This is a genomic window from Phreatobacter aquiterrae (assembly GCF_053471285.1).
In genome coordinates, this window is record NZ_JBJPHW010000001.1 from 364,150 (window position 1) to 390,057 (window position 25,908).

The 25,908-nt window shown below is 69.1% G+C and carries 25 protein-coding genes; 22 read left to right on the top strand and 3 right to left on the bottom strand.

The genetic code is table 11. The annotated features are described in order from the left end of the window. Positions 1-105: 105 nt before the first annotated feature. The 19 genes from mraY (at position 106) to ACJ4V0_RS01800 (ending at position 21,174) form a co-directional block, all read left to right on the top strand. Complete coding sequence (mraY, locus tag ACJ4V0_RS01710) at positions 106-1,188, top strand: phospho-N-acetylmuramoyl-pentapeptide-transferase (RefSeq protein ID WP_448297814.1); 1,083 nt, start codon at positions 106-108, stop codon at positions 1,186-1,188. A 1-nt stretch (position 1,189) separates the two neighbouring features. Next, on the top strand, positions 1,190-2,584 hold the full coding sequence (gene murD, locus ACJ4V0_RS01715) for a UDP-N-acetylmuramoyl-L-alanine--D-glutamate ligase (RefSeq protein ID WP_448297815.1): 1,395 nt from the start codon (positions 1,190-1,192) through the stop codon (positions 2,582-2,584). A 197-nt stretch (positions 2,585-2,781) separates the two neighbouring features. Further along, complete coding sequence (gene ftsW, locus ACJ4V0_RS01720) at positions 2,782-3,930, top strand: putative lipid II flippase FtsW (protein ID WP_448297816.1); 1,149 nt, start codon at positions 2,782-2,784, stop codon at positions 3,928-3,930. Position 3,931: 1 nt separating this feature from the next. Then, positions 3,932-5,032, top strand: coding sequence for an undecaprenyldiphospho-muramoylpentapeptide beta-N-acetylglucosaminyltransferase (gene murG, locus ACJ4V0_RS01725; RefSeq protein WP_448297817.1), 1,101 nt, complete (start codon positions 3,932-3,934; stop codon positions 5,030-5,032). A 78-nt stretch (positions 5,033-5,110) separates the two neighbouring features. Beyond that, a complete protein-coding gene (murC, locus tag ACJ4V0_RS01730) occupies positions 5,111-6,520 on the top strand; it encodes a UDP-N-acetylmuramate--L-alanine ligase (RefSeq protein ID WP_448297818.1) in 1,410 nt (469 codons plus the stop codon). 51 nt (positions 6,521-6,571) lie between these two features. Further along, positions 6,572-7,507 (top strand): UDP-N-acetylmuramate dehydrogenase, encoded by a 936-nt coding sequence (murB, locus tag ACJ4V0_RS01735; RefSeq protein WP_448297819.1) that lies wholly within the window; start codon positions 6,572-6,574, stop codon positions 7,505-7,507. 74 nt (positions 7,508-7,581) lie between these two features. Further along, a complete protein-coding gene (locus ACJ4V0_RS01740) occupies positions 7,582-7,761 on the top strand; it encodes a type II toxin-antitoxin system RelE family toxin (protein WP_448297820.1) in 180 nt (59 codons plus the stop codon). Positions 7,762-7,771: 10 nt separating this feature from the next. After that, positions 7,772-8,224 carry a helix-turn-helix domain-containing protein gene (locus ACJ4V0_RS01745; protein WP_448297821.1) on the top strand — a complete coding sequence of 151 codons (453 nt, stop codon included), beginning with the start codon at positions 7,772-7,774 and terminating at the stop codon, positions 8,222-8,224. 20 nt (positions 8,225-8,244) lie between these two features. Then, on the top strand, positions 8,245-9,168 hold the full coding sequence (locus ACJ4V0_RS01750; RefSeq protein WP_448297822.1) for a D-alanine--D-alanine ligase: 924 nt from the start codon (positions 8,245-8,247) through the stop codon (positions 9,166-9,168). After that, a complete protein-coding gene (locus tag ACJ4V0_RS01755; protein ID WP_448297823.1) occupies positions 9,135-10,154 on the top strand; it encodes a cell division protein FtsQ/DivIB in 1,020 nt (339 codons plus the stop codon). The genes ACJ4V0_RS01750 and ACJ4V0_RS01755 overlap by 34 nt, the downstream gene beginning before the upstream one ends. Then, positions 10,151-11,476 carry a cell division protein FtsA gene (ftsA, locus tag ACJ4V0_RS01760; protein ID WP_448297824.1) on the top strand — a complete coding sequence of 442 codons (1,326 nt, stop codon included), beginning with the start codon at positions 10,151-10,153 and terminating at the stop codon, positions 11,474-11,476. Before ACJ4V0_RS01755 ends, ftsA begins: the two co-directional genes overlap by 4 nt. 125 nt (positions 11,477-11,601) lie before the next feature. Continuing rightward, a complete protein-coding gene (ftsZ, locus tag ACJ4V0_RS01765) occupies positions 11,602-13,284 on the top strand; it encodes a cell division protein FtsZ (protein WP_448297825.1) in 1,683 nt (560 codons plus the stop codon). 362 nt (positions 13,285-13,646) lie between these two features. Next, complete coding sequence (gene lpxC / locus ACJ4V0_RS01770) at positions 13,647-14,579, top strand: UDP-3-O-acyl-N-acetylglucosamine deacetylase (RefSeq protein WP_448297826.1); 933 nt, start codon at positions 13,647-13,649, stop codon at positions 14,577-14,579. Positions 14,580-14,816: 237 nt separating this feature from the next. Then, positions 14,817-15,635, top strand: coding sequence for an outer membrane protein assembly factor BamD (gene bamD / locus ACJ4V0_RS01775; protein WP_527248923.1), 819 nt, complete (start codon positions 14,817-14,819; stop codon positions 15,633-15,635). A 104-nt stretch (positions 15,636-15,739) separates the two neighbouring features. Next, on the top strand, positions 15,740-17,395 hold the full coding sequence (recN, locus tag ACJ4V0_RS01780; RefSeq protein WP_448297828.1) for a DNA repair protein RecN: 1,656 nt from the start codon (positions 15,740-15,742) through the stop codon (positions 17,393-17,395). A gap of 50 nt (positions 17,396-17,445) precedes the next feature. Continuing rightward, positions 17,446-18,213, top strand: a complete 768-nt coding sequence (locus tag ACJ4V0_RS01785; RefSeq protein ID WP_448297829.1) for a hypothetical protein — start codon at positions 17,446-17,448, stop codon at positions 18,211-18,213. 162 nt (positions 18,214-18,375) lie between these two features. Further along, positions 18,376-20,505, top strand: coding sequence for an NAD-dependent DNA ligase LigA (ligA, locus tag ACJ4V0_RS01790; protein ID WP_448297830.1), 2,130 nt, complete (start codon positions 18,376-18,378; stop codon positions 20,503-20,505). Between the two features lie 166 nt (positions 20,506-20,671). Further along, the gene (locus ACJ4V0_RS01795; protein WP_448297831.1) at positions 20,672-20,905 is read left to right on the top strand and encodes a hypothetical protein; all 234 of its coding nucleotides are present in this window, start codon (positions 20,672-20,674) and stop codon (positions 20,903-20,905) included. A 107-nt stretch (positions 20,906-21,012) separates the two neighbouring features. Continuing rightward, positions 21,013-21,174, top strand: coding sequence for a hypothetical protein (locus ACJ4V0_RS01800; RefSeq protein ID WP_448297832.1), 162 nt, complete (start codon positions 21,013-21,015; stop codon positions 21,172-21,174). A 10-nt stretch (positions 21,175-21,184) separates the two neighbouring features. Here ACJ4V0_RS01800 and ACJ4V0_RS01805 read toward each other — a convergent pair whose 3' ends face one another. Further along, on the bottom strand, positions 21,185-21,691 hold the full coding sequence (locus tag ACJ4V0_RS01805) for an acyl-CoA thioesterase (protein WP_448297833.1): 507 nt from the start codon (positions 21,689-21,691) through the stop codon (positions 21,185-21,187). 169 nt (positions 21,692-21,860) lie between these two features. Between ACJ4V0_RS01805 and ACJ4V0_RS01810 the strand changes: the two genes are divergently transcribed. Beyond that, positions 21,861-23,261, top strand: a complete 1,401-nt coding sequence (locus ACJ4V0_RS01810) for an FAD-binding oxidoreductase (RefSeq protein WP_448297834.1) — start codon at positions 21,861-21,863, stop codon at positions 23,259-23,261. A gap of 9 nt (positions 23,262-23,270) precedes the next feature. On the opposite strand, the gene ACJ4V0_RS01815 is transcribed toward ACJ4V0_RS01810, so the two are convergent. Beyond that, positions 23,271-23,528: a GNAT family N-acetyltransferase gene (locus tag ACJ4V0_RS01815; protein ID WP_448297835.1), complete on the bottom strand. Its 258-nt coding sequence runs from the start codon at positions 23,526-23,528 to the stop codon at positions 23,271-23,273. A gap of 176 nt (positions 23,529-23,704) precedes the next feature. Between ACJ4V0_RS01815 and ACJ4V0_RS01820 the strand changes: the two genes are divergently transcribed. Next, complete coding sequence (locus ACJ4V0_RS01820) at positions 23,705-24,319, top strand: hypothetical protein (protein WP_448297836.1); 615 nt, start codon at positions 23,705-23,707, stop codon at positions 24,317-24,319. On the opposite strand, the gene ACJ4V0_RS01825 is transcribed toward ACJ4V0_RS01820, so the two are convergent. Beyond that, positions 24,316-24,630 carry a hypothetical protein gene (locus tag ACJ4V0_RS01825; protein ID WP_448297837.1) on the bottom strand — a complete coding sequence of 105 codons (315 nt, stop codon included), beginning with the start codon at positions 24,628-24,630 and terminating at the stop codon, positions 24,316-24,318. The genes ACJ4V0_RS01820 and ACJ4V0_RS01825 overlap by 4 nt on opposite strands. Positions 24,631-24,941: 311 nt before the next feature. On the opposite strand from ACJ4V0_RS01825, the gene ACJ4V0_RS01830 reads away from it, so the two are divergent. Continuing rightward, a complete protein-coding gene (locus ACJ4V0_RS01830) occupies positions 24,942-25,907 on the top strand; it encodes a TRAP transporter substrate-binding protein (RefSeq protein ID WP_448297838.1) in 966 nt (321 codons plus the stop codon). Position 25,908 lies beyond the last annotated feature (1 nt).

The following is a 25,908-nucleotide window of genomic DNA, read 5'->3' on the forward strand; positions in this document are numbered from 1 at the left end:
TTTGCGCCCGCCGCCGCCGCAGGCATATCGAGACAGACAAGAAAGCGCGCGGCGACGGTGATTCGGTCCGCCGGGGCTGCCAGGGACCGAAAGACGACAACAACGATGTTCGCCTTCCTTGCCGAATTTTCCGGTGTCTTCTCGCCGCTCAACGTCTTCCGCTACATCACGTTCCGCACCGGCGGCGCGATCTTCACGGCGCTGATCTTCGTCTTCCTGTTCGGTCCGGGCCTGATCCAGCTCCTGCGCCTGAAACAGGGCAAGGGCCAGCCGATCCGCGCCGACGGCCCCGAATCGCACATGGCCAAGAAGGGCACGCCCACCATGGGCGGCCTGATGATCCTCTCCGGCCTCCTGGTGGCGACGCTGCTCTGGGCGAACCTGCGCAGCCCCTATGTCTGGATTCTGCTGTTCGTGCTGCTCGGCTTCGGCGCCATCGGCTTCTACGACGACTACCTCAAAGTGACGAAGCAGACCCACGCCGGTTTCTCCAGCAAGGCCCGCCTTGCGCTGGAATTCCTCATCGCCGGTCTCGCCGTCACCGCGGTGATGATGGTCACCCGCGAGCCGCTCAACACCTCGATCTTCTTTCCCTTCATCAAGGACCTGTCGATCAACATCGGCTACCTGATGATCCTGTTCGGCGCCTTCGTCATCGTCGGCTCCGGCAATGCGGTGAACCTCACCGACGGGCTCGACGGCCTCGCCATCGTGCCGGTGATGATCGCCGCCGGCACCTTCGGCGTGATCGCCTACCTGTCGGGCAACGCCTTCTTCGCCAACTACCTGCAGATCACCCACGTGCCGGGCACGGGCGAGATCATCGTCATCATCGGCGCGCTGATCGGCGCCGGCCTCGGCTTCCTGTGGTTCAACGCGCCGCCGGCCCACATCTTCATGGGCGACACCGGTTCGCTGGCGCTCGGCGGCCTGATCGGCACCATTGCGGTGGCGGTGAAGCACGAGATCGTGCTGCTGGTGGTCGGCGGCCTCTTCGTGCTGGAGGCGGTCTCGGTCATCGTCCAGGTCGTCTCCTTCAAGCTGACCGGCAAGCGCGTCTTCCGCATGGCGCCGATCCACCACCATTTCGAGAAGAAGGGCTGGTCGGAGCCGCAGGTGGTCGTCCGCTTCTGGATCATCGCCTTCGTGCTGGCGCTCGCGGGCCTGTCAACGCTGAAGCTGCGCTGAGATGACCCCGGTCACCACCTTCCGCGGCGCCTCCGTCGCCGTCTTCGGCCTCGGCGGTTCGGGCCTTGCCACCTGCGAGGCGCTGAGGGCTGGCGGCGCCCGCGTCATCGCCTGGGACGACAATCCCGCCTCCGTCGACAAGGCGGCCGCTGCCGGCCACGAGACGGCGGACCTGCGCCAGATCGACTGGTCGGGCGTCGCCGCGCTGGTGCTCGCGCCCGGCGTGCCGTTGACCCATCCCGCGCCGCACTGGAGCGTCGGCCTCGCCCGCGCCAACGGCGTCGAGGTGCTCGGCGACATCGAGCTCTTCTGCCGCGAGCGGCGGGCGACCGTGCCACGCTCGCCTTTCGTCGCCATCACCGGCACAAACGGCAAGTCGACGACGACGGCGCTGATCACCCACATCCTTGCCGCCGCCGGCCGCGATCCGCAGATGGGCGGCAATATCGGCACGGCGATCCTGTCGCTCGCGGCCCCCGCGGTCGGGCGCTGCCACGTCGTCGAGTGCTCGTCCTTCCAGATCGACCTGACGCCGTCCATCGACCCGCTGGTCGGCATCTGCCTGAACATCACGCCCGACCATCTCGACCGGCATGGCACGCTCGACCTCTATGCCGGGGTCAAGGAGCGCCTCATCGCCGGCGTGCAGCCGGGCGGCACCGCCATCCTCGGCATCGACGACCGCCACAGCCAGTCCATGGCCGACCGCGCCGAGCGGGCGGGACATCAGGTGGTGCGCATCTCGATCCGCAATCCGGTCGCCGACGGCCTGTGCCTCGAAGGCGCCGACGTCGTCCGCACGAAGGCCGGCGCTGTCGTCGCGCGCTTCTCCATCGGCTCGGCCGGCGCCCTGCGCGGCACCCACAACGCCCAGAACGCCATGGCCGCCTATGCCGCCTGCGAGGCCCTCGGCCTCACCCATGCCGAGATCGTCCGCGCCATGCTGACCTTCCCGGGCCTCGCCCACCGCATGGAGCAGGTGGGGCGCATCGGCAGCGTTCTCTTCGTCAATGATTCCAAGGCCACCAACGCCGATTCTGCCGAGAAGGCGCTCGCCGCCTTTTCCGACATCTACTGGATCGCCGGCGGGACGGCGAAGGAGGGTGGCATCGCCCCTCTCGCCCGTTTCTTCCCGCGCATCCGCAAGACCTATCTGGTCGGCAAGTCGGCCGGGGATTTCGCCGTGACCCTCGGCAGCCATCCTCATGTGGTCGCCGGCACCCTCGACAAGGCGGTCGCCATGGCGGCCGCTGATGCGGCGGCGGACGGCGCGGCTGATCCCGTGGTCCTGCTCTCGCCCGCCTGCGCCAGCTATGATCAGTTCCCGAACTTCGAGGTGCGCGGCAAGGCCTTCCGCGACCTCGTGCTGGCCATGCCGGGTGTCGAGAGGGTGTGAGGGACTGGTGCGGCCTGCATCATCCCGCGCACCGCGCACCGCGCACCGCGGGCCGGCGCGGCCATTGTTGTCAGCGGTTCCAGTCACGGGCAAAGGCACAGCCACCCCCACGCGGTTAACGAAACGTTGAGCGGCGCCCTTTAGATTTCCTGAAAGCCCGCATCGGCGGGCGCATTCACGTGTGACGGGGACGGCGCATGATCTCCAGGGCTGAACGCACGGCCTTCGGCGAATGGTGGTGGACCGTCGACCGGCTGCTGCTCTCCGCCCTGTTTGGGCTGATGCTCGCCGGCATCGTGCTGTCGCTCGCGGCGTCGCCTGCGGTCGCGCACCGCATCGGTCTCGACACCTTCCACTTCGTCAACCGGCAGGTGTTCTTCCTGATCCCGGCGACCATCGTCCTCATCGCCACCTCCTTCCTGTCGCCCTACTGGATCCGCCGCCTCGCCTTCGTCGCCTTCATCGGCTCGCTGGTTCTGGTCGTGGCGACGCTGTTCATCGGCGCGGAGATCAAGGGCGCGCGGCGCTGGCTGAACTTCGCCGGGATCGGCCTGCAGCCCTCGGAATTCCTCAAGCCCGCCTTCGTAGTGCTCGCCGCCTGGCTCTTCGCGGAAAGCGCCAAGCGCCCGGAAATGCCGGCCAACCTCCTTGCCATGCTGCTGCTCGGCGCCACCGTGACGCCGCTGATCCTGCAGCCCGACGTCGGGCAGACCTCGCTCGTCACCGCCGTCTGGGCGGCGCTGTTCTTCATGGCCGGGATGCGCTGGCTCTGGGTCTTCGGCCTGGCCGGCGTCGGCGCGGCCGGCATCGCCGGCGCCTATTTCACCTTCCCGCACGTGCGCCGGCGCATCGACAAGTTCCTCGAGCCCGGAACCTCAGACACCTTCCAGGTGGATGTCGCCATAGACGCCTTCCAGCAGGGCGGCTGGTTCGGCAAGGGCCCGGGCGAGGGCACGGTGAAGCGCATCATCCCGGACAGCCACACCGACTTCATCTTCGCCGTGGCGGCCGAGGAGTTCGGCGCCATCCTCTGCCTCGTCATCATCGCCCTCTTCGCCTTCGTGGTGCTGCGCTCGCTGAACCACGCACACAAGGACGAGGACCCGTTCTGCCGCTTCGCGGTGGCGGGCCTCGCCATGTTGTTCGGCCTGCAGAGCTGCATCAACCTGATGGTCAACCTGCACCTCATTCCGCCCAAGGGCATGACCCTGCCCTTCGTCTCCTATGGCGGCTCCTCGCTCATCGCGCTCGCCTTCGGCATGGGCATGCTCATCGCGCTGACCCGGCGGCGTCCGCGGGCCGAGACCATGGCCGAACTCAGCCACTATCAGGCGAGCCGGGTCTGACATGGGCCAGCCGCTGATCCTCGTCTGCGCCGGCGGCACCGGCGGCCACCTGTTCCCGGCCGAAGCCCTGTCGGTGGCGCTGGCCGCCCGCGGCTGCCTCGTCGATCTCGTCACCGACGAGCGGGCGGAGAAGTACGGCCGCGCCTTTCCGGCCCGCGCCACCCACATCGTCGAATCGGCCACCATCGGCGCGCGGAACCCGCTGGCGCTGGCGAAGACGGCCTTCACGCTGGGGCGCGGCTACCTGCATGCCCGCAAGATCATCCGCGTGCTGAAGCCCGCCGCCGTCATCGGCTTCGGCGGCTACCCGACGCTGCCGCCGATGTTCGCGGCCACCCAGCTCGGCGTGCCCACCGTCATCCACGACCAGAACGCCGTGATGGGCCGCGCCAACCGTCAGCTCTCCGCCCGCGTCACCGCCATCGCAACCTCCTTCCCCGGCGTTCGCGACGGCGACCCCGTGCTGGCGAAGAAGGCGAGCTTCACCGGCAATCCCGTGCGGCCCATGGTCATCGAGGCCGCGGCGACGCCCTACGACGCGCCCGTGGCGGGCGGCCCGTTCCGCCTCTGCGTCTTCGGCGGCAGCCAGGGGGCGCGCGTGATGAGCGAGATCGTCCCGCCCGCCCTCGAACAGGTGGACGCCGCCCTGCGCGCGCGCCTGCACCTCGTCCAGCAGGCGCGGGCCGAGGACCAGGCGGCCGTCGAGGCCACCTATGCCCGTCTCGGCGTCGCCGCCGAGGTCGCGCCCTTCTTCGTCGACCTGCCGGCGCGCCTCGCCGGCGCCCACCTCGTCATCGCCCGCTCCGGGGCCTCCACCGTGGCCGAGCTCTCCGTCATCGGCCGGCCCTCCATCCTCGTGCCGCTGCCGCATGCGCTCGACCAGGACCAACTGATGAACGCCGCGACGCTGGCCGCCGCGGGCGCGTCGACGGTCGTGAAGCAGGCCGACTTCACGCCGGACTGGCTCGCCGGCGAGCTGACCCGCCTTCTCGTTGATCCGGCCCCGCTCGCCGCGGCAGCCGCCGCCGCCCGGGCACAGGGGCGCGCGGATGCCGCCGACCGCCTGGCCGATCTCGTAATGAAGACGGCGGGGCTGTCCTGACGGCGCCCCACGACCTTCATGCAGCCCCAATTCTCACGCTTCTGACCGCGTCCCGCCGAATCCGCTAGAAGAACACCCATGAAACTGCCCCGCGACATCGGACCCATCCATTTCATCGGCATCGGCGGCATCGGCATGTCCGGCATCGCCGAGGTGCTGCTCAACCTCGGCTACAAGGTGCAGGGGTCGGATGCGGCCGAGGGCTACACGATCAAGCGGCTGAAGGATCGCGGCGCGACCATTTCCATCGGCCATGCCGCGGAGAACCTCGGTGCGGCGGAGGTGGTGGTGGTCTCCACCGCCATCAAGCGCGACAATCCCGAGCTCGTCGCCGCCCGCGAGCGGCGCATTCCCGTCGTCCGCCGCGCCGAGATGCTGGCCGAACTGATGCGGCTGAAGTCCTGCGTCGCCATCGCCGGCACCCATGGCAAGACGACGACGACCTCGATGGTCTCGACGCTGCTCGACGCCGGCGGCTTCGACCCGACCATCGTCAACGGCGGCATCATCAACGCGCTCGGCACCAATGCCCGCCTCGGCGCCGGCAACTGGATGGTGGTGGAGGCCGACGAGAGCGACGGCTCCTTCCTGAAGCTGCCGGCCGACGTCGCCATCGTCACCAACATCGACCCCGAGCACCTCGACCACTACGGCAATTTCGACGCGGTGAAGACGGCCTTCCGCTCCTTCATCGAGAACCTGCCCTTCTACGGCTTCGGTGTGATGTGCATCGACCATCCGGTGGTGCAGGACATGGTCGGCTCCATCGCCGACCGTCGCGTCATCACCTATGGCGAGAACCCGCAGGCCGACGTGCGCCTGATGGATGTCGACCTCACCGGCGGCCAGTGCCGGTTCAAGGTGCAGTTCCGCGACCGCGCCGGGGCGCTGCTCGAGGAGATCGACGATCTCGTCCTGCCGATGCCCGGCCGCCACAATGCGCTGAACGCCACCGCCGCCATCGCGGTGGCGCGCGAGCTCGGCATGGCCGGCCCGCAGATTCGCAAGGCGCTGGCCGGCTTCGGCGGCGTCAAGCGGCGCTTCACCAAGACCGGCGAATGGAACGGCGCCACCATCTTCGACGACTACGGCCACCACCCCGTCGAGATCGCCGCCGTGCTCAAGGCAGCGCGCGCCTCGACCGACAAGCAGGTGATCGCCATCGTCCAGCCGCACCGCTACACGCGGCTCGCCTCGCTGTTCAACGAGTTCTGCACCTGCTTCAACGACGCCGACACGGTGATCGTCGCCGATGTCTATGCCGCCGGCGAGCAGCCGATCCCCGGAGCCTCGCGCGACGACCTCGTCACCGGACTGAAGATGCGCGGCCACAAGTCGGTCATCGCCCTCGAAGGCCCGCACCAGCTGGCTGGCATCGTGGCGGGGCTGGCGAAGCCCGGCGACTACGTCATCTGCCTCGGCGCCGGCAACATCACGCAATGGGCCTATGCCCTGCCGGGCGAGCTGGACAAGCTGGCGCGGGAGTGAGGCGGGTGGCTGCCGGCTTGCTCGTCCACACCCCACCCAGGGAGGCGGCCCATGTTTGACGACATCACGCCGCTCATCCGCAGCCTCGCCCCCGACCTGCGCGGCCGCCTTTCCGCCAACGAGCCGATGGCGCCGCTCACCTGGTTCCGTGTCGGCGGGACGGCGCAGGTGCTTTTCACGCCCGAGGACGAGGCCGACCTCGCTAATGTCCTGTCGAAGCTCCCGCCTGACATCCAGGTCATGCCGGTCGGCGTCGGCTCCAACCTGATCGTCCGCGACGGCGGCGTGGCCGGCGTCGTCGTGCGCCTGAAGCCGCGCGGCTTTGGCGAGGTGACGGTGGAGGACACCCGGATCACCGCCGGCGCCGTGGCCCCCGACAAGCGCGTCGCCGAGGCGGCGGCGGCCGCTGGTCTCGGCGGCCTTGAGTTCTACTACGGCATTCCCGGCACCATCGGCGGCGCGCTCATCATGAACGCTGGCGCCAATGGCGGCGAGACGAAGGACGTGCTGGTCGAGGCGCGCGCCGTGTCCCGGGAGGGTGAGATTTTGACCTTCACCAACGCGCAGATGAATTTCACCTACCGCAGGTCCGACGTCAGCCGCCCGGTGATCTTCACCCGCGCCCTGTTCAGGGGCACGCCCACCGACCCGGCCGTCATCCGCGAGCGGATGGAGGCCGTGCAGCACCACCGCGAGACGGTACAGCCGATCCGCGAGAAGACCGGCGGCTCCACCTTCAAGAACCCGCCGGGACACTCCGCCTGGAAGCTGATCGATGCCGCCGGCTGTCGCGGCCTCCGGCTCGGCGGCGCGCAGGTGTCGGAGATGCACTGCAATTTCCTCATCAACACCGGCACCGCCACCGCCGCCGACATCGAGGCGCTGGGCGAGGAGGTGCGGCGGCGGGTGAAGGAGACGAGCAGCGTCGAGCTGCAGTGGGAAATCAAGCGGGTGGGGGTTCCGTTGCAGAAAGCAATGGAGTCATGACGAGAAAAGTGGCATATCGAAAGGGCGCGCTTCGCGTGCTCCGTCGAATGCCGGCCAACGAGGCGAGACGGATCATGGAAAAGATCGACCAGCTGGCCGCCTTCCCCGAGCAGTTGGCGCCACAGGTGAAACGACTGCAGGGGCGTCCGGGCTTCCGGCTGCGTGTCGGCGACTGGCGGGTCATCTTCGACGACGAAGGCGACGTTCTGGACATTCTCGCCATCGGCCCGCGCGGCAGTGTCTACGAGCCCTGAGGAGAGCGTCATGACCCTCGCCAAGCGCATCACCACCCCGGGCGGCGAGAACCTCGTTCTCCTGCCGCAGGACGAGTACGAGCGTCTCGTCGAGGCCGCCGAGGACCTAGCCGACATCGCTGCCTATGACGAGGCGAAGCGCCGGCTCGCATCCGGCGAGGATGAGATGGTTCCCGCGGATATCGCCCGGCGCCTTTTGGGCGAAGAGCACCCGGTGCGGGTCTGGCGCGACCACCGTGGCCTCTCCGTCAAGGACCTCGCCGAGGCGGCGCTCATCAGTCCCTCCTACCTCAGCCAGATCGAGACGGGCAGCCGCGAGGGCACGCTGGAGACCATGGCCCGCATCGCCCGCGTGCTTTGCATCGGTCTCGACGATCTCGTACGCCCGGCGGATGAGGACACGAACGCCGCCTTCGCGGATCCAACCGCTGACGCTGATGACGACGGCGCCAGGAATCTCTGACCCATCCTGAAGGTTTTGCCATGACCAAACCCCACGTCGCCGTCCTCTATGGGGGCTGGTCCGCCGAACGCGAGGTGTCGCTGGCATCGGGCACGGCCTGCGCCGATGCGCTGGAGGGCCGTGGCTACCGGGTGACGCGCATCGACGTCGGCCGCGACATCGCGCTGAGGCTCGCTGAGCTGAAGCCGGACGTGGCGCTCAATGTCACCCACGGCCGGCCAGGGGAGGACGGGACGCTCGCCGGCATCCTCGAGGTGATGCAGATTCCCTACACCCATTCCGGCGTGATGGCCTCGGCGGTCGCCATGGACAAGGCCATGGCCAAGACGATCATGGCGGCGGCCGGCGTGCCGGTGCCGGGGGGGATGATCGTGCCGCGGCGCGAGGCGGCGCGCGAGCATCTGCTGCCGCGGCCCTATGTCATCAAGCCCAATACCGACGGCTCCTCGCTCGGCGTCTTCATCGTCACGAAGGAGCACGAGCATCCGCCGCAGGAGCTGCATTCGACCGAGTGGGCGCTGGGCGAATCGGTGCTCGTCGAGCCCTTCATCGCCGGGCGTGAACTGACCTGCGCGGTAATGGGCGACCGCGCCCTCGGCGTCATCGAGATCACCTTTGCCGGAACCTTCTACGACTACGAGGCGAAATATGCGCCGGGGGGGTCGCAGCATCTGATTCCGGCGCCGCTTAAACCAAATATTTACTCTGAGGTCCAAAGACTGTCCCTCGCAGCGCATCAGGCGCTCGGCTGTAAAGGGGTCAGCCGTGCGGACTTCCGCTACGACGATACGCCCGGGGGAACCGGGGCGCTCGTCTGCCTGGAAGTCAACACGCAGCCCGGGATGACCGGGACTTCGCTCGTCCCCGACATGGCCGCTCACGAAGGTATTACGTTCGCCGAGCTGGTCGAATGGATGGTGTTGGACGCTTCTCTCGATCGCTGACCGCCAGGCTCGCCGGAGCCGGGGCGGATGCGCTCGCCCAGGCCAGCGACAGGCTGCGGTCCTCCGCCGCCCCGTCGCGCCGGGAAACCGCGTCCGAGATCTATTCCCGGCCGAGCGCGGCGCGGTTGCGGCTGCGCCGCCTGTCCACCCGGATCGCCAACCTGCGCCTGCCGCGCCGCGCCGGCATGGCCGCGACCCTCGTCCTCTTCGCCGCCACCGGCCTCTACGGCGCCCATCGCGGCGACCACTGGCCGGCGATCAACGGCGCGCTGATCGCCGTCGGCGACTACGGGGCCAATGCGGCCGGTCTTCAGGTCGGGGGCGTCCGCCTGACCGGAAACCACCAGATGAGCCACGCCCAGGTTCTTGAGGTCGCCGGCATCCATCCCGAATCCTCGGTGCTGTTCTTCGACGCCGATCAGGCCCGCGAGCGCCTGAAGGCCAATTCCTGGATCGCCGACGCCACCGTGCAGAAGCTCTATCCCGACCAGATCATGATCTCGGTCGTCGAGCGCGAGCCCTTCGCCCTGTGGCAGCGCGACGGCCGCATCCAGGTCATCGCCGCCGACGGAAAGGTCATCGTCGACCACATCGATGCGCGCTTCCAGCACCTGCCGCTGATCGTCGGCAAGGGCGCCGAGGAGCGCGCCCGCGAGATCGTCGGCCTGCTGAGCGACCATCCCGAGGTGTCGAAATCGGTGCGCGCGGCCGTACTCGTCGCCGAGCGGCGCTGGACGCTGGTGCTGAAGAACGGCATCGATGTACGCCTGCCGGACGCCGATCTCGACCGCGCCATGGTCGATCTCGCCCGCCTCGACGGCGAGCGCCGCCTGCTCAGCCGCGACGTCACGATGATCGACATGCGCGTGCCGGACCGCGTCACGGTGCGCCTGTCCGACGACGCCATGAAGGCCCACGAGGCGGCCCTGCGCGAGCGGGATCGCGAGCGCGCCCGTCGCCGCGCCCTGCAGGGACAGCGCACATGACGGCCCCCTTCCGTCACGGCCTGACCCCGAAGATGCGTCCGCTGTCGCCGAAGCGGTCGGCGATCATGTGCGTGCTCGACATCGGCACGTCGAAGATCGTCTGCATGATCGTCCGGCTGCGCCCCCGCGAGGGCTCGGACATCCTGCCGAACCGCACCCACAAGGCCGAGATCCTCGGCATCGGCCATACCCGCGCCCGCGGCATGAAGGCCGGCGCCATCGCCGACATGGCCAAGGCCGAGGCCGCGATCCGCCAGGCGGTGGACGCCGCCGAGCGCATGGCCGAGGTCCAGGTCGACCGCGTCATCGTCACGGTCTCGGCTGGCCGCCTCGGCTCGGAGCAGTACGAGGCCCGCGTCACCTGCGCCTCGCCGCGCGTCGAGGAGCACGACCTGCACCGCGTGCTGCAGGCCGCCTCCGACCATTCGGTGCGCCAGGGCAGGGCCGTGCTGCACTCCATGCCGATCGGCTTCCGCCTCGACGACACGCGCGGCATCAGGGACCCGCGCGGGATGCTCGGCTCATCGCTCGGCGTCGACATGCATGTCGTCACCTGCGACGCCGCGACCGCCCGCAATCTCATGCTCTGCATCGAGCGCTGCCATCTGACCATCGAGGCCCTCGTCGCCGCCCCCTTCGCCTCGGGCCTCGCCGTGCTCACCGACGACGAGGCCGAACTCGGCACCGTCTGCCTCGACATGGGCGCCGGCACCACGACGCTCTCGGTCTTCGCCGGCGGGCACTTCGTCCACGCCGACGCCGTGGCCGTCGGCTCGCACCACGTCACCATGGATCTGGCCCGCGGCCTGTCGACGCGCCTTTCCGACGCCGAGCGCATCAAGGTGCTGAACGGCGCCTGCTTCGCCGCCAAGTCGGACGAGCGCGACATCGTCAACGTGCCCTCGATCTCCGAGGATGACCGCGACCTGCCCAATTCCGTCTCGCGCGCCCAGATCATCCGGATCATCCGGCCGCGCGTCGACGAGATCCTCGAGATGGTCCGCGACCGCCTGGTCGCCGCCGGCTCGGCGGCCGAGGTCGGCCGCCGGCTGGTGCTGACCGGCGGCGGCGCGCAACTGCCCGGCCTTGCCGATCTCGCCGCCCAGGTCTTCGGCCGTCAGGTCCGGGTCGCCCGGCCGGTCGGCGTCACCTCACTTCCCGACAGCGCCAAGGGTCCGCCCTTCGCCGCTGCCGTCGGCCTTTCGGTCTATCCGCAGATTGCGGGAGCAGAGCATTTCGAGCCGCAGCGGCGCTTTCTCGCCGCTACCGGAACGGACGGCTACTTCTCCCGGGTCGGCCGGTGGATCAGGGACAGTTTCTGAGAGCATGCGTCCGGGCCGCCCCTTCGGCCCTGACGGAGAGATGCAGCGCCGGCCGCCATCGGCAACGCAACCCGAGTAAGATAAGCGACGTGGCAGTCGCGTGAGTGATTCGAACGAGGCTCATGATGACCATCAACCTGAAGATGCCCGACATCCGGGAGTTGAAGCCCCGGATCACCGTGTTCGGAGTCGGCGGCGCGGGCGGCAACGCCGTCAACAACATGATCGAGGGCGGCCTTCAGGGCTGTGACTTCGTCGTCGCCAACACCGACGCCCAGGCGCTGTCCTCGGCCAAGGCCGAGCGCATCATCCAGATGGGCCTCGCCGTGACCTCCGGTCTCGGCGCCGGCTCGCATCCGGAAGTGGGCGCGGCGGCGGCCGAGGAGGTCATCGACGAGATCCGCGACCAGCTCGCCGGTTCGCACATGGCCTTCATCACCGCCGGCATGGGCGGCGGCACCGGCACGGGCGCTGCCCCGGTCATCGCCCGCATCGCCCGCGAGCTCGGCATCCTCACCGTCGGCGTCGTCACCAAGCCCTTCCACTTCGAGGGCGTGCGCCGCATGAAGACGGCCGACGCCGGCATCATCGAGCTGCAGAAGTCGGTGGACACGCTCATCGTCATCCCGAACCAGAACCTGTTCAGGGTCGCCAACGAGAAGACCACCTTCACCGACGCCTTCGCCATGGCGGACCAGGTGCTCTATTCGGGCGTCGCCTGCATCACCGACCTGATGGTCAAGGAAGGCCTGATCAACCTCGACTTCGCCGACGTCCGCGCCGTCATGCGCGACATGGGCAAGGCGATGATGGGAACGGGCGAGGCCACCGGCGAGCGCCGCGCCATCACCGCCGCGGAGGCCGCGATCGCCAATCCGCTGCTCGACGAGACCTCGATGAAGGGCGCCAAGGGCCTCCTCATCTCGATCACCGGCGGCAACGACCTCACCCTGTTCGAGGTGGACGAGGCTGCAACCCGCATCCGCGAGGAGGTCGATCCGGAAGCCAACATCATCCTCGGCGCCACCTTCGACAACGCCCTCGACGGCACGATCCGCGTCTCCGTGGTCGCCACCGGCATCGACCTGTCGGCGCAGGCCGCCAACACCCAGACCATCGCCGAGATGACGGCGAAGCTGCGCCAGAGCGCCCAGCGCATGGCGCAGCTGCAGCCGTCGGCAGCGCCGGTCGCCGCGCCGGCCCCTGTCGCCGAGGCTCCGGTCGAGGCCGAGCCGCAGGTCTATGAGCTGCCGGCCGCCGAGGCGCCCGCCCCGGTCGTCACCGAGAGCGAAGTCGTCCTGCAGCCGGTGGCCGCACGGCCGGCCCTGTTCCGCGAGGCGCCGGTCGAACTCGACCAGCCGCTGCTGCCGCCGCGCGACGAACCCGCTCCCGCCCGCGACTTCATCCCGCCGGCGGCCGAGAAGCCGATGCGTCCGGTGCGCATGCCGACGACCGACGAGCTGCCGCGCATGGTGCGCGATCAGCTCCGCGTCGAGCCGGCCGCCCATCGTCCGGCCGAGAACCCGGTCGAGAAGAAGCGCACCTCGCTGATGGAGAAGCTCCAGTCCATCGGCTTCACCCGCAAGCCGGAGATGTCCGACGCGCCGGCCCCCGCGCCGCGTGCCGCCCCGCCGCTGCAGCCGGCCCGTCCGGTCGCCCAGGCGCCGCGCATGCCCGCCGCTCCGGCGCCGCAGATGCGTCGCGAGCCGGCCGGTCTCGACATCCACGGTCGTCCCGCAGCGCAACAGCAGCGTGCCGACGAGGACCATCTGGACATCCCGGCCTTCCTCCGCCGCCAGGCGAATTGAGGCCACCGGAACCCTCCGGCCAGATTGTTACGAAATCTTGCAGCGGTTCAATTTACCCGGGTGTGAACCACCCGGGTAAGTTTTTGTTAAGCCGACGTTTTTATCCTCTTAACGCGTTTGCCAGAATGCGTCCGAATTTTGGTAACACTCGGACATAAACCGTGACTTGGCCCTCTCGCGAGCCCTGTCTATGGTCCCGGCCCGACGAGCATGGATGTCGATGCGTGGTGATTCGCTTCACTGCAGCATTTCCGGATCGAACCACTGAAATCCGGCGCCGGCTCGTGGGGTCATGAAATGGGGGTCGTCCGATCCCACGAAGTCCTGGCGGCTTCGACGGCGGGCGACAGAGACGGTCGGAAATGAAGACTGCCAGGCAGACGACGATTCGCGACGCGGTCCAGCTCGACGGTATCGGTGTCCACACCGGGGCGTCCGTATCGGTGACGCTCCATCCTGCCGAGGCCGGCTCCGGCATCTCCTTCCTGCGCTCCGACCAGGACGAGGCCGAAATTCCGGCCGTCTTTCGCAACGTGTCCTCCGCCGACCTGTCCACCGTCCTCGGCCGTCCCGAGCGTGGCGGCGTCGCCACCGTCGAGCACCTGATGGCCGCCCTGTCCGGTCTCGGTGTGGATAACTGCCTCGTCGAGGTGGACGGTCCCGAAATGCCGATCCTCGACGGTTCGGCCGCTCCTTTCGTCGCCGCCATCGATCAGGTCGGCCTTGAGGCCCTCGACTGCAACCGCAAGGTCGTGAAGGTCCTGAAACCCGTGGTGATCGAGACCGAGCGCGGCGTGGTCGAACTCCATCCCCATGATCGCGGCTTGCGCCTCGAGGTGGAGATCGACTTCGACAATGCCCTGATCGGCCGACAGGTCTATGGCATGGATCTCGATGCCGGCGCCTTCCGCCGCGACGTCGCCCGCGCCCGCACCTTCGGCTTCATGCAGGACGTGACGAAGCTGTGGGCCGTCAACAAGGCGCTCGGCGCCTCGCTCGAGAACACGATCGTGGTCGGCGACGACCGCATCCTCAATCCGGAAGGCCTCCGCTTCCGCGACGAGTTCGTGCGTCACAAACTGCTCGACGCCGTCGGTGACCTCTCCCTCGCCGGCGCACCACTCATCGGCCGCTTCCGTTCCTATCGCGGTGGCCATCGCATGAACGTGAAGCTGCTCGACGCCCTTTTCTCCGATCCCTCCGCCTATACGATCGTCGAGCAGGCGCATCGCCGCGAGCGTGGCCATGCCGATCTCGGCGTCGCGGTCCCCGCCTACGGGCCGGACGCCAACTGAGCCCTTGCCCCAATTGGGCCTCAACTCCGCTTCAGAACGTGGCGCCGGGGCGATAGCCCCACCGTGCAAATTCGGTTATGAGCCGTTCCGGTCCCCGAAGGCTTAAGGCCCCGGGGTTCAGAGTCATAACGTCGAGTGGGAAGGTTCGTGACCGTGCAGAAGCATCCCGTGGATGGGCAGCCTTCGGATCAGGCCCTCTCGAGTCGTCCGCCGCGTCGCACCGTGCTGCTGGCGGCGATGGTCGCCGCCGCCCTGCCGCTCGGGGCCTGCGCCAACGCACCCTCGTTCGGCAATCTGTTCGGCGGCAACACCGATTCCGCCAACCTTCCCGACGAGCCGGCCGAGAAGCTCTACAACGAGGGCATCGCGCTGCAGAACCGCCGTGACTGGCGCCGCGCGGCCCTGAAGTTCATGGAGATCGACCGCACCCATCCCTATACGGAATGGGCCAAGCGGGCGCTCGTCATGGCCGCCTATTCCTATTACGAGTCGCAGGACTACGAAGAGACGATCAACCAGGCGCGCCGCTATCTCCAACTGCATCCCGGCTCGAACGATGCGGCCTATGCCCAGTACCTGATGGGCGCGGCCCAGTACGACCAGATCCCCGACGTGCAGCGCGACCAGACCCGCACCGAGCGCGCCCTCGTCGTCCTCGAGGAGGTCACCCGCAAGTGGCCGCAGTCGGAATATGCCATTGCCGCCCGCCGCAAGATCGAGGTCGCCCGCGACCAACTCGCCGGCCGCGAGATGACCGTCGCCAAGTACTATCTCGACCGCCGCCAGTTCGCCGGCGCCATCAACCGCTACCGGACCGTGATCTCGCAGTTCCAGACGACCCGTCACGTCGAGGAGGCGCTCGCCCGTCTCGTCGAGTGCTACATGGCGCTCGGCATCGTCAACGAGGCGCAGACGGCGGCCGCCGTCCTCGGCCACAACTTCCCGGACAGCCAGTGGTACAAGGATAGCTACGCGCTGGTCCAGGGCCAGGGCCTGACGCCGCGCGAGGATACCGGATCCTGGATCAGCCGCGCCTTCCGGCGCGTCACCGGCTGACCCTTCCGTTCCTCGTCCGTTCGCGATAAGCCGTTGCAGGCGTGGGCGCTGCCGAATCCCCCGGCGTCCCTGCCACCTCGCTGTCGGGAAAACGCGAACCGTCCATGCTCGTCCAGCTTTCGATCCGCGACATCGTCCTGATCGACCGGCTCGATCTGACCTTCGCCGAGGGTCTGTCCGTGCTGACGGGTGAGACCGGCGCCGGCAAGTCCATTCTCCTCGACGCCACCTCGCTGGCGCTCGGCGCTCGCGGCGACGCGGCTCTGGTCCGCCACGGCCAGGACCAGGGACAGGTGACGGCGGTCTTCGACGTGCCGCTTGCCCATCCGTCCCGCCGTATCGCCGCCGAGGCCGACCTCGACACCGAGGGCGACATGATTCTCAGGCGCGTGCAGCTGGCCGACGGCCGCACCCGCGCCTTCGTCAACGACCAGGCGGTGAGCGTGCAGGTGCTGCGCGCCATCGGCGGCGCGCTCGTCGAGATTCACGGCCAGCATGCCGACCGGGCGCTGATCGAGCCGGACACCCATCGCGCCGTCGTCGACGCCTATGGCGGCCTCGGCGCGGATGTGGAGGCGGTGCACGCCGCCTGGAAGGGCTGGCGCGATGCGCGCAAGGCGGTCGAGGAGGCGCAGGCCCGCCTCGCCAAGGCCCGCGCCGACGGGGACTTCCTGCGCCACGCCGTCGAGGAGTTGACGAAGCTCCGTCCCGAAGCCGGCGAGGAAACCGATCTCGCGGCGCGTCGTCAGGCGATGATGACCTCGGAAAAGATCGCCTCCGACCTCGCTGACGCCATGGACGTGCTGGCAGGACCTGGCTCCGCCGTCCCCTCGCTTGCCGCGGCGTGGCGCAGGCTTGAGCGCCGCGCCGCGCAGGCGCCCGCCCTCGTCGAGCCCATCGTCAAGGCCTTCGGCGAGGCGCTCGACCGCATCGAGGACGCCCGCGCTGCGGTGGAGACCGCCCAGCGCGCCTCCGAGTTCGATCCGCGCGAGCTGGAGCGCATCGAGGAACGGCTTTTCGCGCTGCGCGCCGCCTCGCGCAAATATGCCGTGCCGGTGGAGGGTCTCGCCGATCTCGCCGCGCGCTATCTCGCGGACGTCTCGGCGCTCGATGCGGGTGAGGACCGGCTGGTGGCGCTGGAGAAGGCCGCGGCCGCGGCCGAGGCCGCCTATGGCAAGGCCGCGGCGAACCTGTCGGCGAAGCGCAAGGCGGCGGCGGCGAGGCTTGATGCCGCCGTCAATGCCGAACTCGGGCCGCTCAAGCTCGACCGGGCCCGCTTCATGACGGAACTGGCCACCGACGGTTCGGGCGCGGAAGGCATCGACCGCGCCGAGTTCTGGGTTCAGACCAATCCGGGGACACGGCCCGGCCCGATGATGAAGGTCGCCTCGGGCGGCGAGCTGTCGCGCTTCATGCTGGCCCTGAAGGTGGTGCTGGCCGACCAGGGCTCGGCGCCGACCCTCGTCTTCGACGAAATCGACACAGGTGTCGGCGGCGCCGTGGCGGACGCCATCGGCCAGCGCCTGGCACGGCTCGGTGCGAAGGTGCAGGTGCTCTCGGTCACCCACGCGCCGCAGGTCGCGGCGAAGGCGACGCGCCACTACCTCATCGCCAAGGAGACGACCGGCCAGAGCGCCGCCACGCGCGTGAAACCGCTCGGCTTCGATCTTCGGCGCGAGGAACTCGCCCGCATGCTGGCCGGCGAGACCATCACTGACGAGGCCCGCGCCGCCGCCGAGAAGCTCCTGACGGTCGGGTGAGGGGCGCCTCGGTCATCGGAATGCCTGCATTGGTGGGTGGTGTCAGGCACATGATCAGCACCGCATCCCCGTTCTGCCGGCGCCTGTTCGCCGCCCATCACGTCGGCCTCTGGCACAGGGCGACGCGTGCCGCGGCGGTCTCCACCACGCTTCTCGCCGTCTTGTCCGCCATCCCCGCGCACGCCCAGCCGGCTGCCGCCACGGAGGCTCTCAGTGCCTGCGAGGCCCCCTCCGGACCCGGCATCCGCATCTCCGGCGCCACCCTCTGCTTCAGCGGCGACATCGACCGCGACAGCGGCGCGCGCGCGGAGGCGCTGCTTGCCGATCGCAGCCTCAGCGCCATGGTCGTCACCTCCGACGGCGGCGAGGTGACGGCGGCGGTGCGCCTCGCCCGCGCCGTCCGCGCCCGCGGCCTTCTCCTCGTGGTGAAAAGCCACTGCATCTCCTCCTGCGCCAACTTCCTCTTCCCTGCCGCGCGCACCAAGGTCGTGGCGCCGAACGGCCTTGTGGTCTTTCACGGCGGCATCGCGCCCGGCGCCTTCGGCGGCCTGTTCGGCGATGGCGAGGAGCGCGAACTGCTCGCGCTGACCCGCGCTTTCTTCCGCGAGATCGGCGTCGACGGCTCTATCACCTATGACCCGCCCTACCGGCGCGACCCGCGCTCGGGCGTCAGGTCTCTCGCCGAGGAATGGACCGCGTCTCCGGTTGCGCTGCGCCGCCACGGCATGACGGGGATCGTCTCCATGTGGTGGCCCTCGACGGAGGCGGTCATCCGCGAGGCGGCGTCCCGCGGCATGATTCTCGGCGTGGTCGAGTAGGCGGCTGCGGCCGCGGCCTGTCAGCAGCGGCTCTTGCCGCCGCGATCCACGCCATTATCGTTCGTTCCGGCGCATGGCCGCATGCGGGTCTGGATGCCCGGCCCCGCGTCGGGCATGAGGGACCCCGCGCCCGCCTGCGTTCCGATCCGGCCGAGTGAGTGAATGTCGAAAGCCCCCGCCCACAACACGCCCGTCGAGGCCCTGACCGCCGATGCGGCCCGGCTCGAACACGAGCGCCTCGCCGAGGCCATTTCCGAGGCCGACCGGCAATATTACCAGGACGACGCGCCGACCCTCACCGATGCCGACTACGACGCGCTGCGCCGTCGCTACGAGGCGCTGGAGGCGGCCTTCCCTGCGCTGAGGACCACCGACAGCCTGTCGGAGAAGGTCGGCGCGGCGCCGGCCTCGAAATTCGGCAAGGTCACCCATGCCGTGCCCATGCTGTCGCTGTCGAACGCTTTCGCCGACGAGGAGGTCATCGACTTTGTCGGCCGCGTGCGCCGCTTCCTCGGCCTTCCCGCGGATGCGCCGGTGGCCATGACCGCCGAGCCGAAGATCGATGGCCTCTCCTGCTCGCTGCGCTATGTGGACGGCCGGCTCGCGGTGGCCGCGACACGCGGTGACGGCGCCGTCGGCGAGGACGTCACCGCCAACATCCGCACCATCGGCGAGATCCCGCACCGCATCACCGGCGCGCCCGACGTGCTGGAGGTGCGTGGCGAGGTCTATCTCAGCCACGAGGACTTCCGCCGCATCAACGCCCGGCAGGAGGAGAGGGGGCTGCCGCCCTTCGCCAATCCGCGCAACGCTGCCGCCGGCTCGCTGCGCCAGCTCGACCCGGAGATCACCCGCCAGAGGCCCCTGCGCTTCTTCGCCTATTCCTGGGGCGAGATCGCCCCCGCCCGGCCGCGCGACACCCAGTCTGGCATGGTCGACTGGTTCCGCGACCTCGGCTTCCCCACCAACCCGCTCACCGTCGTCTGCGACAGCGCCGAGGACCTCCTCGCCCATTACCGGATGATCGGCGAGAGGCGCGCCACGCTCGGTTATGACATCGACGGTGTCGTCTACAAGGTCGACAGCCTCGACCTGCAGGCCCGCCTCGGCTTCGTCTCGCGCTCGCCGCGCTGGGCCATCGCCCACAAGTTCGCGGCGGAGAAGGCGACCACCCTCCTCGACGCCATCGACACCCAGGTGGGGCGTACCGGCGCGCTGACCCCCGTCGCCAAGCTGCGACCGGTGACCGTCGGGGGCGTCGTCGTCTCCAACGCCACGCTGCACAACGAGGACTACATCAGGGGCATCGGCACCGACGGCACCCGCTTCCGCGAGCACGACATCCGCGTCGGCGACACCGTCGTCGTCCAGCGCGCCGGCGACGTCATCCCGCAGGTGCTCGACGTCGTCATCGACAAGCGCCCGGCGGATGCGAAGCCCTATGGCTTCCCGGCGACCTGCCCGGCCTGCGGCAGCCCGGCGCTGCGGGAGGAGGGCGAGGCTGTCAGGCGCTGCACCGGCGGCTTCGCCTGTCCGGCACAGGCGGTGGAGCGGCTGCGCCACGTCGTCTCGCGCCGCGTCCTCGACATCGAGGGGCTGGGGGCCGAGCGGCTGCCCTTCTTCTTTGAGGACCCGGATCTGCCGATCCGCGAGCCGGCCGACATCTTCACCCTCGCCCGGCGCGATGCGGCGAACCTGAAGAAGCTGAAGGACAAGGAGGGCTTCGGCGCCCTCTCGGCGAAGAACCTGTTCGATGCCATCGAGGCGAGCCGCACCGTGCCGCTGGACCGCCTCATCGCCGCGCTCGGCATCCGCCATGTCGGCGAGACGACGGCCCGCGTCCTCGCCCGCGCCTATGGCACCTGGCAGGCCTTCCACGACGCCGCGGTGCGCCTCGCCGAGGGCGACGCGGAGACCCGCGCCGAACTCGATTCGCTCGACCAGATCGGCGACGCCGTAATCGACGCCTTGGCGGCCTATTTCGCCGAGCCACGCAACCGCGCCATGGTCGAGCGCCTCGTGGCCGAACTGACCGTGCAGGAGGCCGAGAAGCCGAAGTCCGATACGCCCGTCGCCGGCAAGACCGTGGTCTTCACCGGCGCGCTTGAGAAGATGACGCGCGACGAGGCCAAGGCCATGGCCGAGCGCCTCGGGGCGAAGGTCGCGGGCTCCGTTTCGAAGAAGACCGACTACGTCGTGGCCGGTCCCGGAGCGGGCTCCAAGCTCGACAAGGCGCGGGAGTTCGGGGTCACGGTAATGACCGAGGACGAGTGGTTCGATTTTGTGAAATAACGTTGCGAATCCAGCCCGTTAACGGACAGTTTCGACAAGGCATGCAGAAAATGCAGGGCAGATTGTGCATTGCACAATCTACTCATTTTGCTGCGACGCAACAAAATAGGGAAGTCGAAAGGGAGGAAGCCTCGAGGTCGTCCACTCTTTCAGAGGAGAGACCACCATGGCTACCATTGCGCTCGACAAGATCGCATCCGCCGCCCCGGCCGAACAGGCTTCGGGCAAGCCCGGCTTCTGGCGTTCCATCTACGATGCCATCATCGAGGCCCAGGAACTGCGCGCCGCCACCTATGTGAACGGCTATCTGGCCCATCTGTCGGACGAGGAACTCGCTCGTCACGGCATGACGCGCGACCAGATGGTTCGTCGCACCCGCTCCATGATGTCGACCATCTGACGGGTCGTCATCCCTGAAGTCCTCCGACAGGGCCGGTCCTGCCTCAGGCAGGGTCGGCCGTCGGCGTCGCTTCGACCATCCGCACCCATGCCCTGAGGGAGGGCGCCATGTTCTTCGCTTCCATCGCCCGTCTGTTCAACGAAATCACCCGTCGCCGCGCCCAGCGCATGGCGCGCGAGGCCGCCACCGTGGTCTCGGCCGACGAACTGCGCCGCGCCGGCATCCTGACGACTCTCGGCGGCTCCTACACCCTGCCCTTCGCCCGCTGAGGCGCCCGCCTCAGCCCGCCTTGCGCCGGATGCCGATGACCTGACCGACGCCCTCCGGTCGCGGCCGGTCGGCGGTCGTGGCGTACCAGGCCTCCAGCCGCGCCATGATGTCGTCGGGGAACGGCGCCGGCCTGCGCGTCGCCATGTCCATGTGGATCGAGATCGATTCCATGGTGGCCGACAGCCAGCGCTCCTTCGCGTGCACCAGCTCCATCCAGTAGTGGATGCGCTTGGGGTCGAGGTCGAGGACCCGCAGGCGCATCTGCACCTCATCGCCGAGATGCACCTCGCGCAGGTAGCGCACATGGGCCTCCAGCGCGAAGAAGCTCATGTTGCGCGTGCGGATGTAGGTCTCCGACAGGCCGATCTTCTCGAACAGCACGTCCAGCCCCTCGTCGAACAGCTTGACGTAGAAGGCGACGTTCACATGGCCGTTGTAGTCGATCATCTCCGGCCGGACGGCCATCGGCGGGGTGATCGCAAGGCCCGTGTCGGGGCAGAGGTCGAACGTGGTCATGATCTCCGATTAGCGAATGGCTCAGGGGCCGGCAATCGGGTCGGGCGGGGGAGGGGGCTGCGCTGCGGCCGATCGCGCCTGTGGACGGATTGCCTTCCGCGTCGGCGGGCCTAATCTCCGCGTCCCATCTCCGGTGCGCCGCCGCCGGACAGCGATGCCAGGATCTGCCATGCCCGCCACCCGCACCCGCCCCGACCGCGCAACGCTCGATGCCGTCATCGGCGAATTGCAGGCGCGCTTCGGCAACCGCGCGGTGACCTCGCAGGCCGTGCGGCAGCAGCACGCCCACACCCTCACCTGGATCGAGAACCAGCCGCCGGACGTCGTCGTCTTCGCCGAGAGCGCCGACGACTGCGTTCAGGTGATGAAAATCGCCGCGGCCCATGACGTGCCGGTCATTCCCTTCGGCACCGGCTCCTCCCTGGAAGGCCACGTCAACGCCCCGTTCGGCGGCATCTCGGTCGACACCTCGCTGATGAAGTCCATCGTCGCCGTCCATGCGGAGGACCTCGACGTGGTGGTGGAGCCGGGCGTCACCCGCAAGCAGCTCAACGAGTATCTGCGCGACATGGGGCTGTTCTTCCCCATCGATCCCGGCGCGGACGCCTCGATCGGCGGCATGGCGGCGACCCGCGCCTCCGGCACCAATGCGGTGCGCTACGGAACGATGAAGGACAACGTCCTGGCGCTGCAGGTGGTGCTGCCGAACGGCGAGATCATCGAGACAGCCCGCCGCGCCCGCAAGACCTCGGCCGGCTACGACCTCACCCGCCTCTTCGTCGGGTCCGAGGGAACCCTCGGCATCATCACCCGCATCACCCTGAAGCTGCACGGCATCCCGGAGGCGATCTCGGCCGCCACCTGCTCCTTCCCGACGGTGAAGGACGCCGCCGACGCCACCATCGCCGCCATCCAGAGCGGCATTCCCATGGCGCGCATCGAACTCCTCGACGAGGTGCAGGTCGGCGCCGTCAATGCCTATTCGAAGCTCGGCCTGCCGGAGAAACCGCTGCTGCTGCTGGAGTTCCACGGCACCGATGCGGGCGTCGCCGAGCAGGTCGAGCGCTTCCGGGCGATTGCCGACGACTACGGCGCCGGCGATTTCCAGTGGGCGGCCAAGGCCGAGGACCGCTCGCGCCTCTGGCAGGCCCGCCACGACGCCTACTGGGCGGCGCTGGCGCTCCGGCCCGGCTGGAAGGGCCAGTCCTCCGACGTCTGCGTGCCGATCTCGCGCCTCGCCGAGTGCATCGAGGCAACGAAGAAGGACATCGAGGAGCACGGGCTCATCGCTCCCATCGTCGGCCATGTCGGCGACGGCAATTTCCACGTCCTGCCGCTGATGGACGAGAGCGACCCGGACAGCGTCGAGCGGTGCAAGGCCTTCATGGGCCGCATCGTCGAGCGGGCGCTGGCGATGGAGGGCACCTGCACCGGCGAGCACGGCGTCGGGCAGGGCAAGATGAAATATCTCGCCGCCGAGCACGGCGACGCCGCCATGGCGCTGATGGCCTCGCTGAAGCGCGCCGTGGACCCGCAGGGCATCATGAACCCCGGCAAGATGGCGGGCTGAACCGGCCGATCAGCCGGCGTGCCGCCTGAGCCAGCTCGCCGCATAGCCGCAGCGTGGCACGATGCGCCGCGTTTCGGCCTCGGCGATGGACACGACCTTCTCCATCAGGCGGCCGGCCGCGCCGGTGCCGCGCAGGGCCGGCTCGGCCTCCACATGGTCGATGACGAGGGTATCGCCCTCCCGGCGGTAGATCGCGAAGGCCTGCCGGCCGGCGACGTCGAGCACGAATCGCCCGGCCGCCTCGTCGTCGCGGAATGTCTCGCCCATGGCCTGTCCTCGTCTGGCGGTCCGGTCATGAATATGGGGTGCTGCGGCCGCGGCGGGAGGCTCGTCGCGCAGGCCTGATCTGCTCCGGGCGGCGCAATGCAGCGATTTTTTGCCGGGCCGGCGGCTCTGCGACCTCCTGGCGGGTTGCCGCGGGGGCGCCGACGCCCCATTTTCCCGTGATGAACCGTGCCTCACCAGTCCTCAGTCTCACCCTCCTGCTGCTGATCGCCGCTCCGCTTGCCGCCCCGGCGAGCGAAGTGGCGCTGGCGGATGCGCTGCGGCGCTGCGCCGGGGAGACGGGCGTCGCCGAGCGCCTGGCCTGTTTCGACGGTCTGGCGGCCTCGCTCGCCACGCCTGAGGCCGATGGCGCCGCCGTCGTCGGGCGCTGGGAGGTCAAGGCCACGTCGACGCCGGCCGGCCGCGAGATTATCGCCGAGCAGCGGCCGGTCGAGCCCTGGGGCGAGGAGGGCATCATCCTTCAGGTCGCCTGCCGCGAGGGCCGTGCGGTGCTGGGGGTCGGCCGCGAGATCCCGGTCATGAACACGACCAACGTCTTCGCCACCGTGCGGATCAACGACCGGCTTGCGCCGGGCGACATCTGGGAGGGCACGCGCGACCGCCACCAGGCGCTCTATCCGGGCAATGTCAGGGAGTTCCTGCAGCAATTGCCGGCCACCGGAACCCTGTCGGTCCGGCTGGAGGGATCGCGGCGCTGGCGCTTCGAGGGCACCTACCAGCTCGACGGCATCGCCGACATCCGCCGCCGCATTCTGGCGGCCTGCGTGCGCTAGAAGGCGCAGCCGAACGGCTCAAGGCCGCGCCGCATCTGCTCGCCCTGCGTGCGGCAGATGGTTTCGAGCTGCTGGCGGGTCTGCGGGTCCTGGGCCAGCGAGCGCCAGGTGATGCGGAGTTGGGCCACCTGCTGCGCGAAGGTCACGCGATGCGTGGCGGGCACCTTGGTGGTGACGCAGGCCTCGTAGCTGGTGATGAAGCGGTCGCATTCGGGGATGCCGATGTCCTCCTGGGCCCGCGCCGCTCCCGCGGCGAGGGCGTGAAGGCCGACGGTCAGCGCGAGGGTGGCGGCGACACGGCGGAAGGTCATGCGGAAGTCTCCAGCATTTGCTGACGGCGGTTGGGGCGCTTGCCGTTGCCGGCAGCGCCCTCGATGGTGCCGGACCATCGGCTGGCGGCGTTTCGGGCTGATGTCATCGCCGCGCTGCGCCTCTTGGGGGTCTGTCGACCGCGCGACACGCGAATGAAACAATTGTCGGCTGTTCAGACGCGCACCGGCCGCGGCCATGGCAAAGGACGCGCGACCTGTGGCATGGTTCGTCCATGATGGGTGCCGGGTCGGCACGCTGTTGCGAAGGTCAGGCAATGAACGGGTCCCTGTCATCCTGGCGGAGCGGTGCGATGGCCTGCGTCCTGGCGCTTGCTCTCGTACCCGCCGGGCCTGCCGGTCCCGCCGTGGCGCGCGAGTTCCGCGTCGCCGACACGCAGCCCGCCGACTATCCGACCGTCAAGGCGCTGGAGTTCATGGGCCGGCTCATTACGGAACGGTCCGGCGGGCGTCACCGTCTCCGCATCTTCCACTCCCGCCAGCTCGGCGAGGAGAAGGAGACCATCGAGCAGACGCGCATCGGCGCCATCGACATCAACCGCACCAATGTCGCGCCGCTGGCGAGCTTCATTCCGGAGGCGAACATCCTCGCCCTGCCGTTCCTGTTCAGTTCGGTCACGCATCTGCATGCGGTGCTCGACGGGCCGGTGGGCGAGGACATCCTCGCCAGCTTCGAGCGTTACGGCCTCGTCGGCCTTGCCTTTTATGATTCCGGCGCGCGGTCCATCTACAACTCGGTCCGGCCCATCCGCCGGATCGAGGACCTCAAGGGGCTGCGCATCCGCGTCCAGCAGTCGGACATGATGGTCGAGATGATGCGGGCGCTGGGGGCCGACCCCGTGGCTCTGCCCTATGGCCAGGTGAATGTCGGGCTGGTCACCGGGCTCATTCACGGCGCCGAGAACAACTGGCCCTCCTTCGTCACCACCGACCATTTCAAGGCGGCGCAGCACATCACGCTGACGGAGCACACGATGAGCCCGGAGGTTCTCGTGGTCTCGAAGAAGTGCTGGGACGACCTGTCCCCCGAGGACAGGGCGATCTTCCGGCAGGCCGCGCGTGAATCCGCCATGGCGATGCGCGAGCAATGGCTGAAGCTTGAGCAGACCTCGCGGCGCGACGCAGAGGCGGCCGGTGTCACCGTCGTAACGCTGGAGGATCGCCAGCCCTTCGAGGCGGCGGTGCGGCCGATCTTCGAGCGCTTCGCCTCCGCGCCCGATCTCGCCGCTCTCGTCGAGCGCATCCGACAGGCCCGCTGAT

What these genes read in the sequence shown, in the direction of transcription:
- mraY (WP_448297814.1), top strand. Translation starts at nt 106, where the DNA reads ATGTTCGCCTTCCTTGCCGAATTTTCCGGTGTCTTCTCGCCGCTCAAC.
- murD (WP_448297815.1), top strand. Translation starts at nt 1,190, where the DNA reads ATGACCCCGGTCACCACCTTCCGCGGCGCCTCCGTCGCCGTCTTCGGC.
- ftsW (WP_448297816.1), top strand. Translation starts at nt 2,782, where the DNA reads ATGATCTCCAGGGCTGAACGCACGGCCTTCGGCGAATGGTGGTGGACC.
- murG (WP_448297817.1), top strand. Translation starts at nt 3,932, where the DNA reads ATGGGCCAGCCGCTGATCCTCGTCTGCGCCGGCGGCACCGGCGGCCAC.
- murC (WP_448297818.1), top strand. Translation starts at nt 5,111, where the DNA reads ATGAAACTGCCCCGCGACATCGGACCCATCCATTTCATCGGCATCGGC.
- murB (WP_448297819.1), top strand. Translation starts at nt 6,572, where the DNA reads ATGTTTGACGACATCACGCCGCTCATCCGCAGCCTCGCCCCCGACCTG.
- ACJ4V0_RS01740 (WP_448297820.1), top strand. Translation starts at nt 7,582, where the DNA reads ATGGAAAAGATCGACCAGCTGGCCGCCTTCCCCGAGCAGTTGGCGCCA.
- ACJ4V0_RS01745 (WP_448297821.1), top strand. Translation starts at nt 7,772, where the DNA reads ATGACCCTCGCCAAGCGCATCACCACCCCGGGCGGCGAGAACCTCGTT.
- ACJ4V0_RS01750 (WP_448297822.1), top strand. Translation starts at nt 8,245, where the DNA reads ATGACCAAACCCCACGTCGCCGTCCTCTATGGGGGCTGGTCCGCCGAA.
- ACJ4V0_RS01755 (WP_448297823.1), top strand. Translation starts at nt 9,135, where the DNA reads ATGGATGGTGTTGGACGCTTCTCTCGATCGCTGACCGCCAGGCTCGCC.
- ftsA (WP_448297824.1), top strand. Translation starts at nt 10,151, where the DNA reads ATGACGGCCCCCTTCCGTCACGGCCTGACCCCGAAGATGCGTCCGCTG.
- ftsZ (WP_448297825.1), top strand. Translation starts at nt 11,602, where the DNA reads ATGACCATCAACCTGAAGATGCCCGACATCCGGGAGTTGAAGCCCCGG.
- lpxC (WP_448297826.1), top strand. Translation starts at nt 13,647, where the DNA reads ATGAAGACTGCCAGGCAGACGACGATTCGCGACGCGGTCCAGCTCGAC.
- bamD (WP_527248923.1), top strand. Translation starts at nt 14,817, where the DNA reads ATGGTCGCCGCCGCCCTGCCGCTCGGGGCCTGCGCCAACGCACCCTCG.
- recN (WP_448297828.1), top strand. Translation starts at nt 15,740, where the DNA reads ATGCTCGTCCAGCTTTCGATCCGCGACATCGTCCTGATCGACCGGCTC.
- ACJ4V0_RS01785 (WP_448297829.1), top strand. Translation starts at nt 17,446, where the DNA reads ATGATCAGCACCGCATCCCCGTTCTGCCGGCGCCTGTTCGCCGCCCAT.
- ligA (WP_448297830.1), top strand. Translation starts at nt 18,376, where the DNA reads ATGTCGAAAGCCCCCGCCCACAACACGCCCGTCGAGGCCCTGACCGCC.
- ACJ4V0_RS01795 (WP_448297831.1), top strand. Translation starts at nt 20,672, where the DNA reads ATGGCTACCATTGCGCTCGACAAGATCGCATCCGCCGCCCCGGCCGAA.
- ACJ4V0_RS01800 (WP_448297832.1), top strand. Translation starts at nt 21,013, where the DNA reads ATGTTCTTCGCTTCCATCGCCCGTCTGTTCAACGAAATCACCCGTCGC.
- ACJ4V0_RS01805 (WP_448297833.1), bottom strand. Translation starts at nt 21,691, where the DNA reads ATGACCACGTTCGACCTCTGCCCCGACACGGGCCTTGCGATCACCCCG.
- ACJ4V0_RS01810 (WP_448297834.1), top strand. Translation starts at nt 21,861, where the DNA reads ATGCCCGCCACCCGCACCCGCCCCGACCGCGCAACGCTCGATGCCGTC.
- ACJ4V0_RS01815 (WP_448297835.1), bottom strand. Translation starts at nt 23,528, where the DNA reads ATGGGCGAGACATTCCGCGACGACGAGGCGGCCGGGCGATTCGTGCTC.
- ACJ4V0_RS01825 (WP_448297837.1), bottom strand. Translation starts at nt 24,630, where the DNA reads ATGACCTTCCGCCGTGTCGCCGCCACCCTCGCGCTGACCGTCGGCCTT.
- ACJ4V0_RS01830 (WP_448297838.1), top strand. Translation starts at nt 24,942, where the DNA reads ATGGCCTGCGTCCTGGCGCTTGCTCTCGTACCCGCCGGGCCTGCCGGT.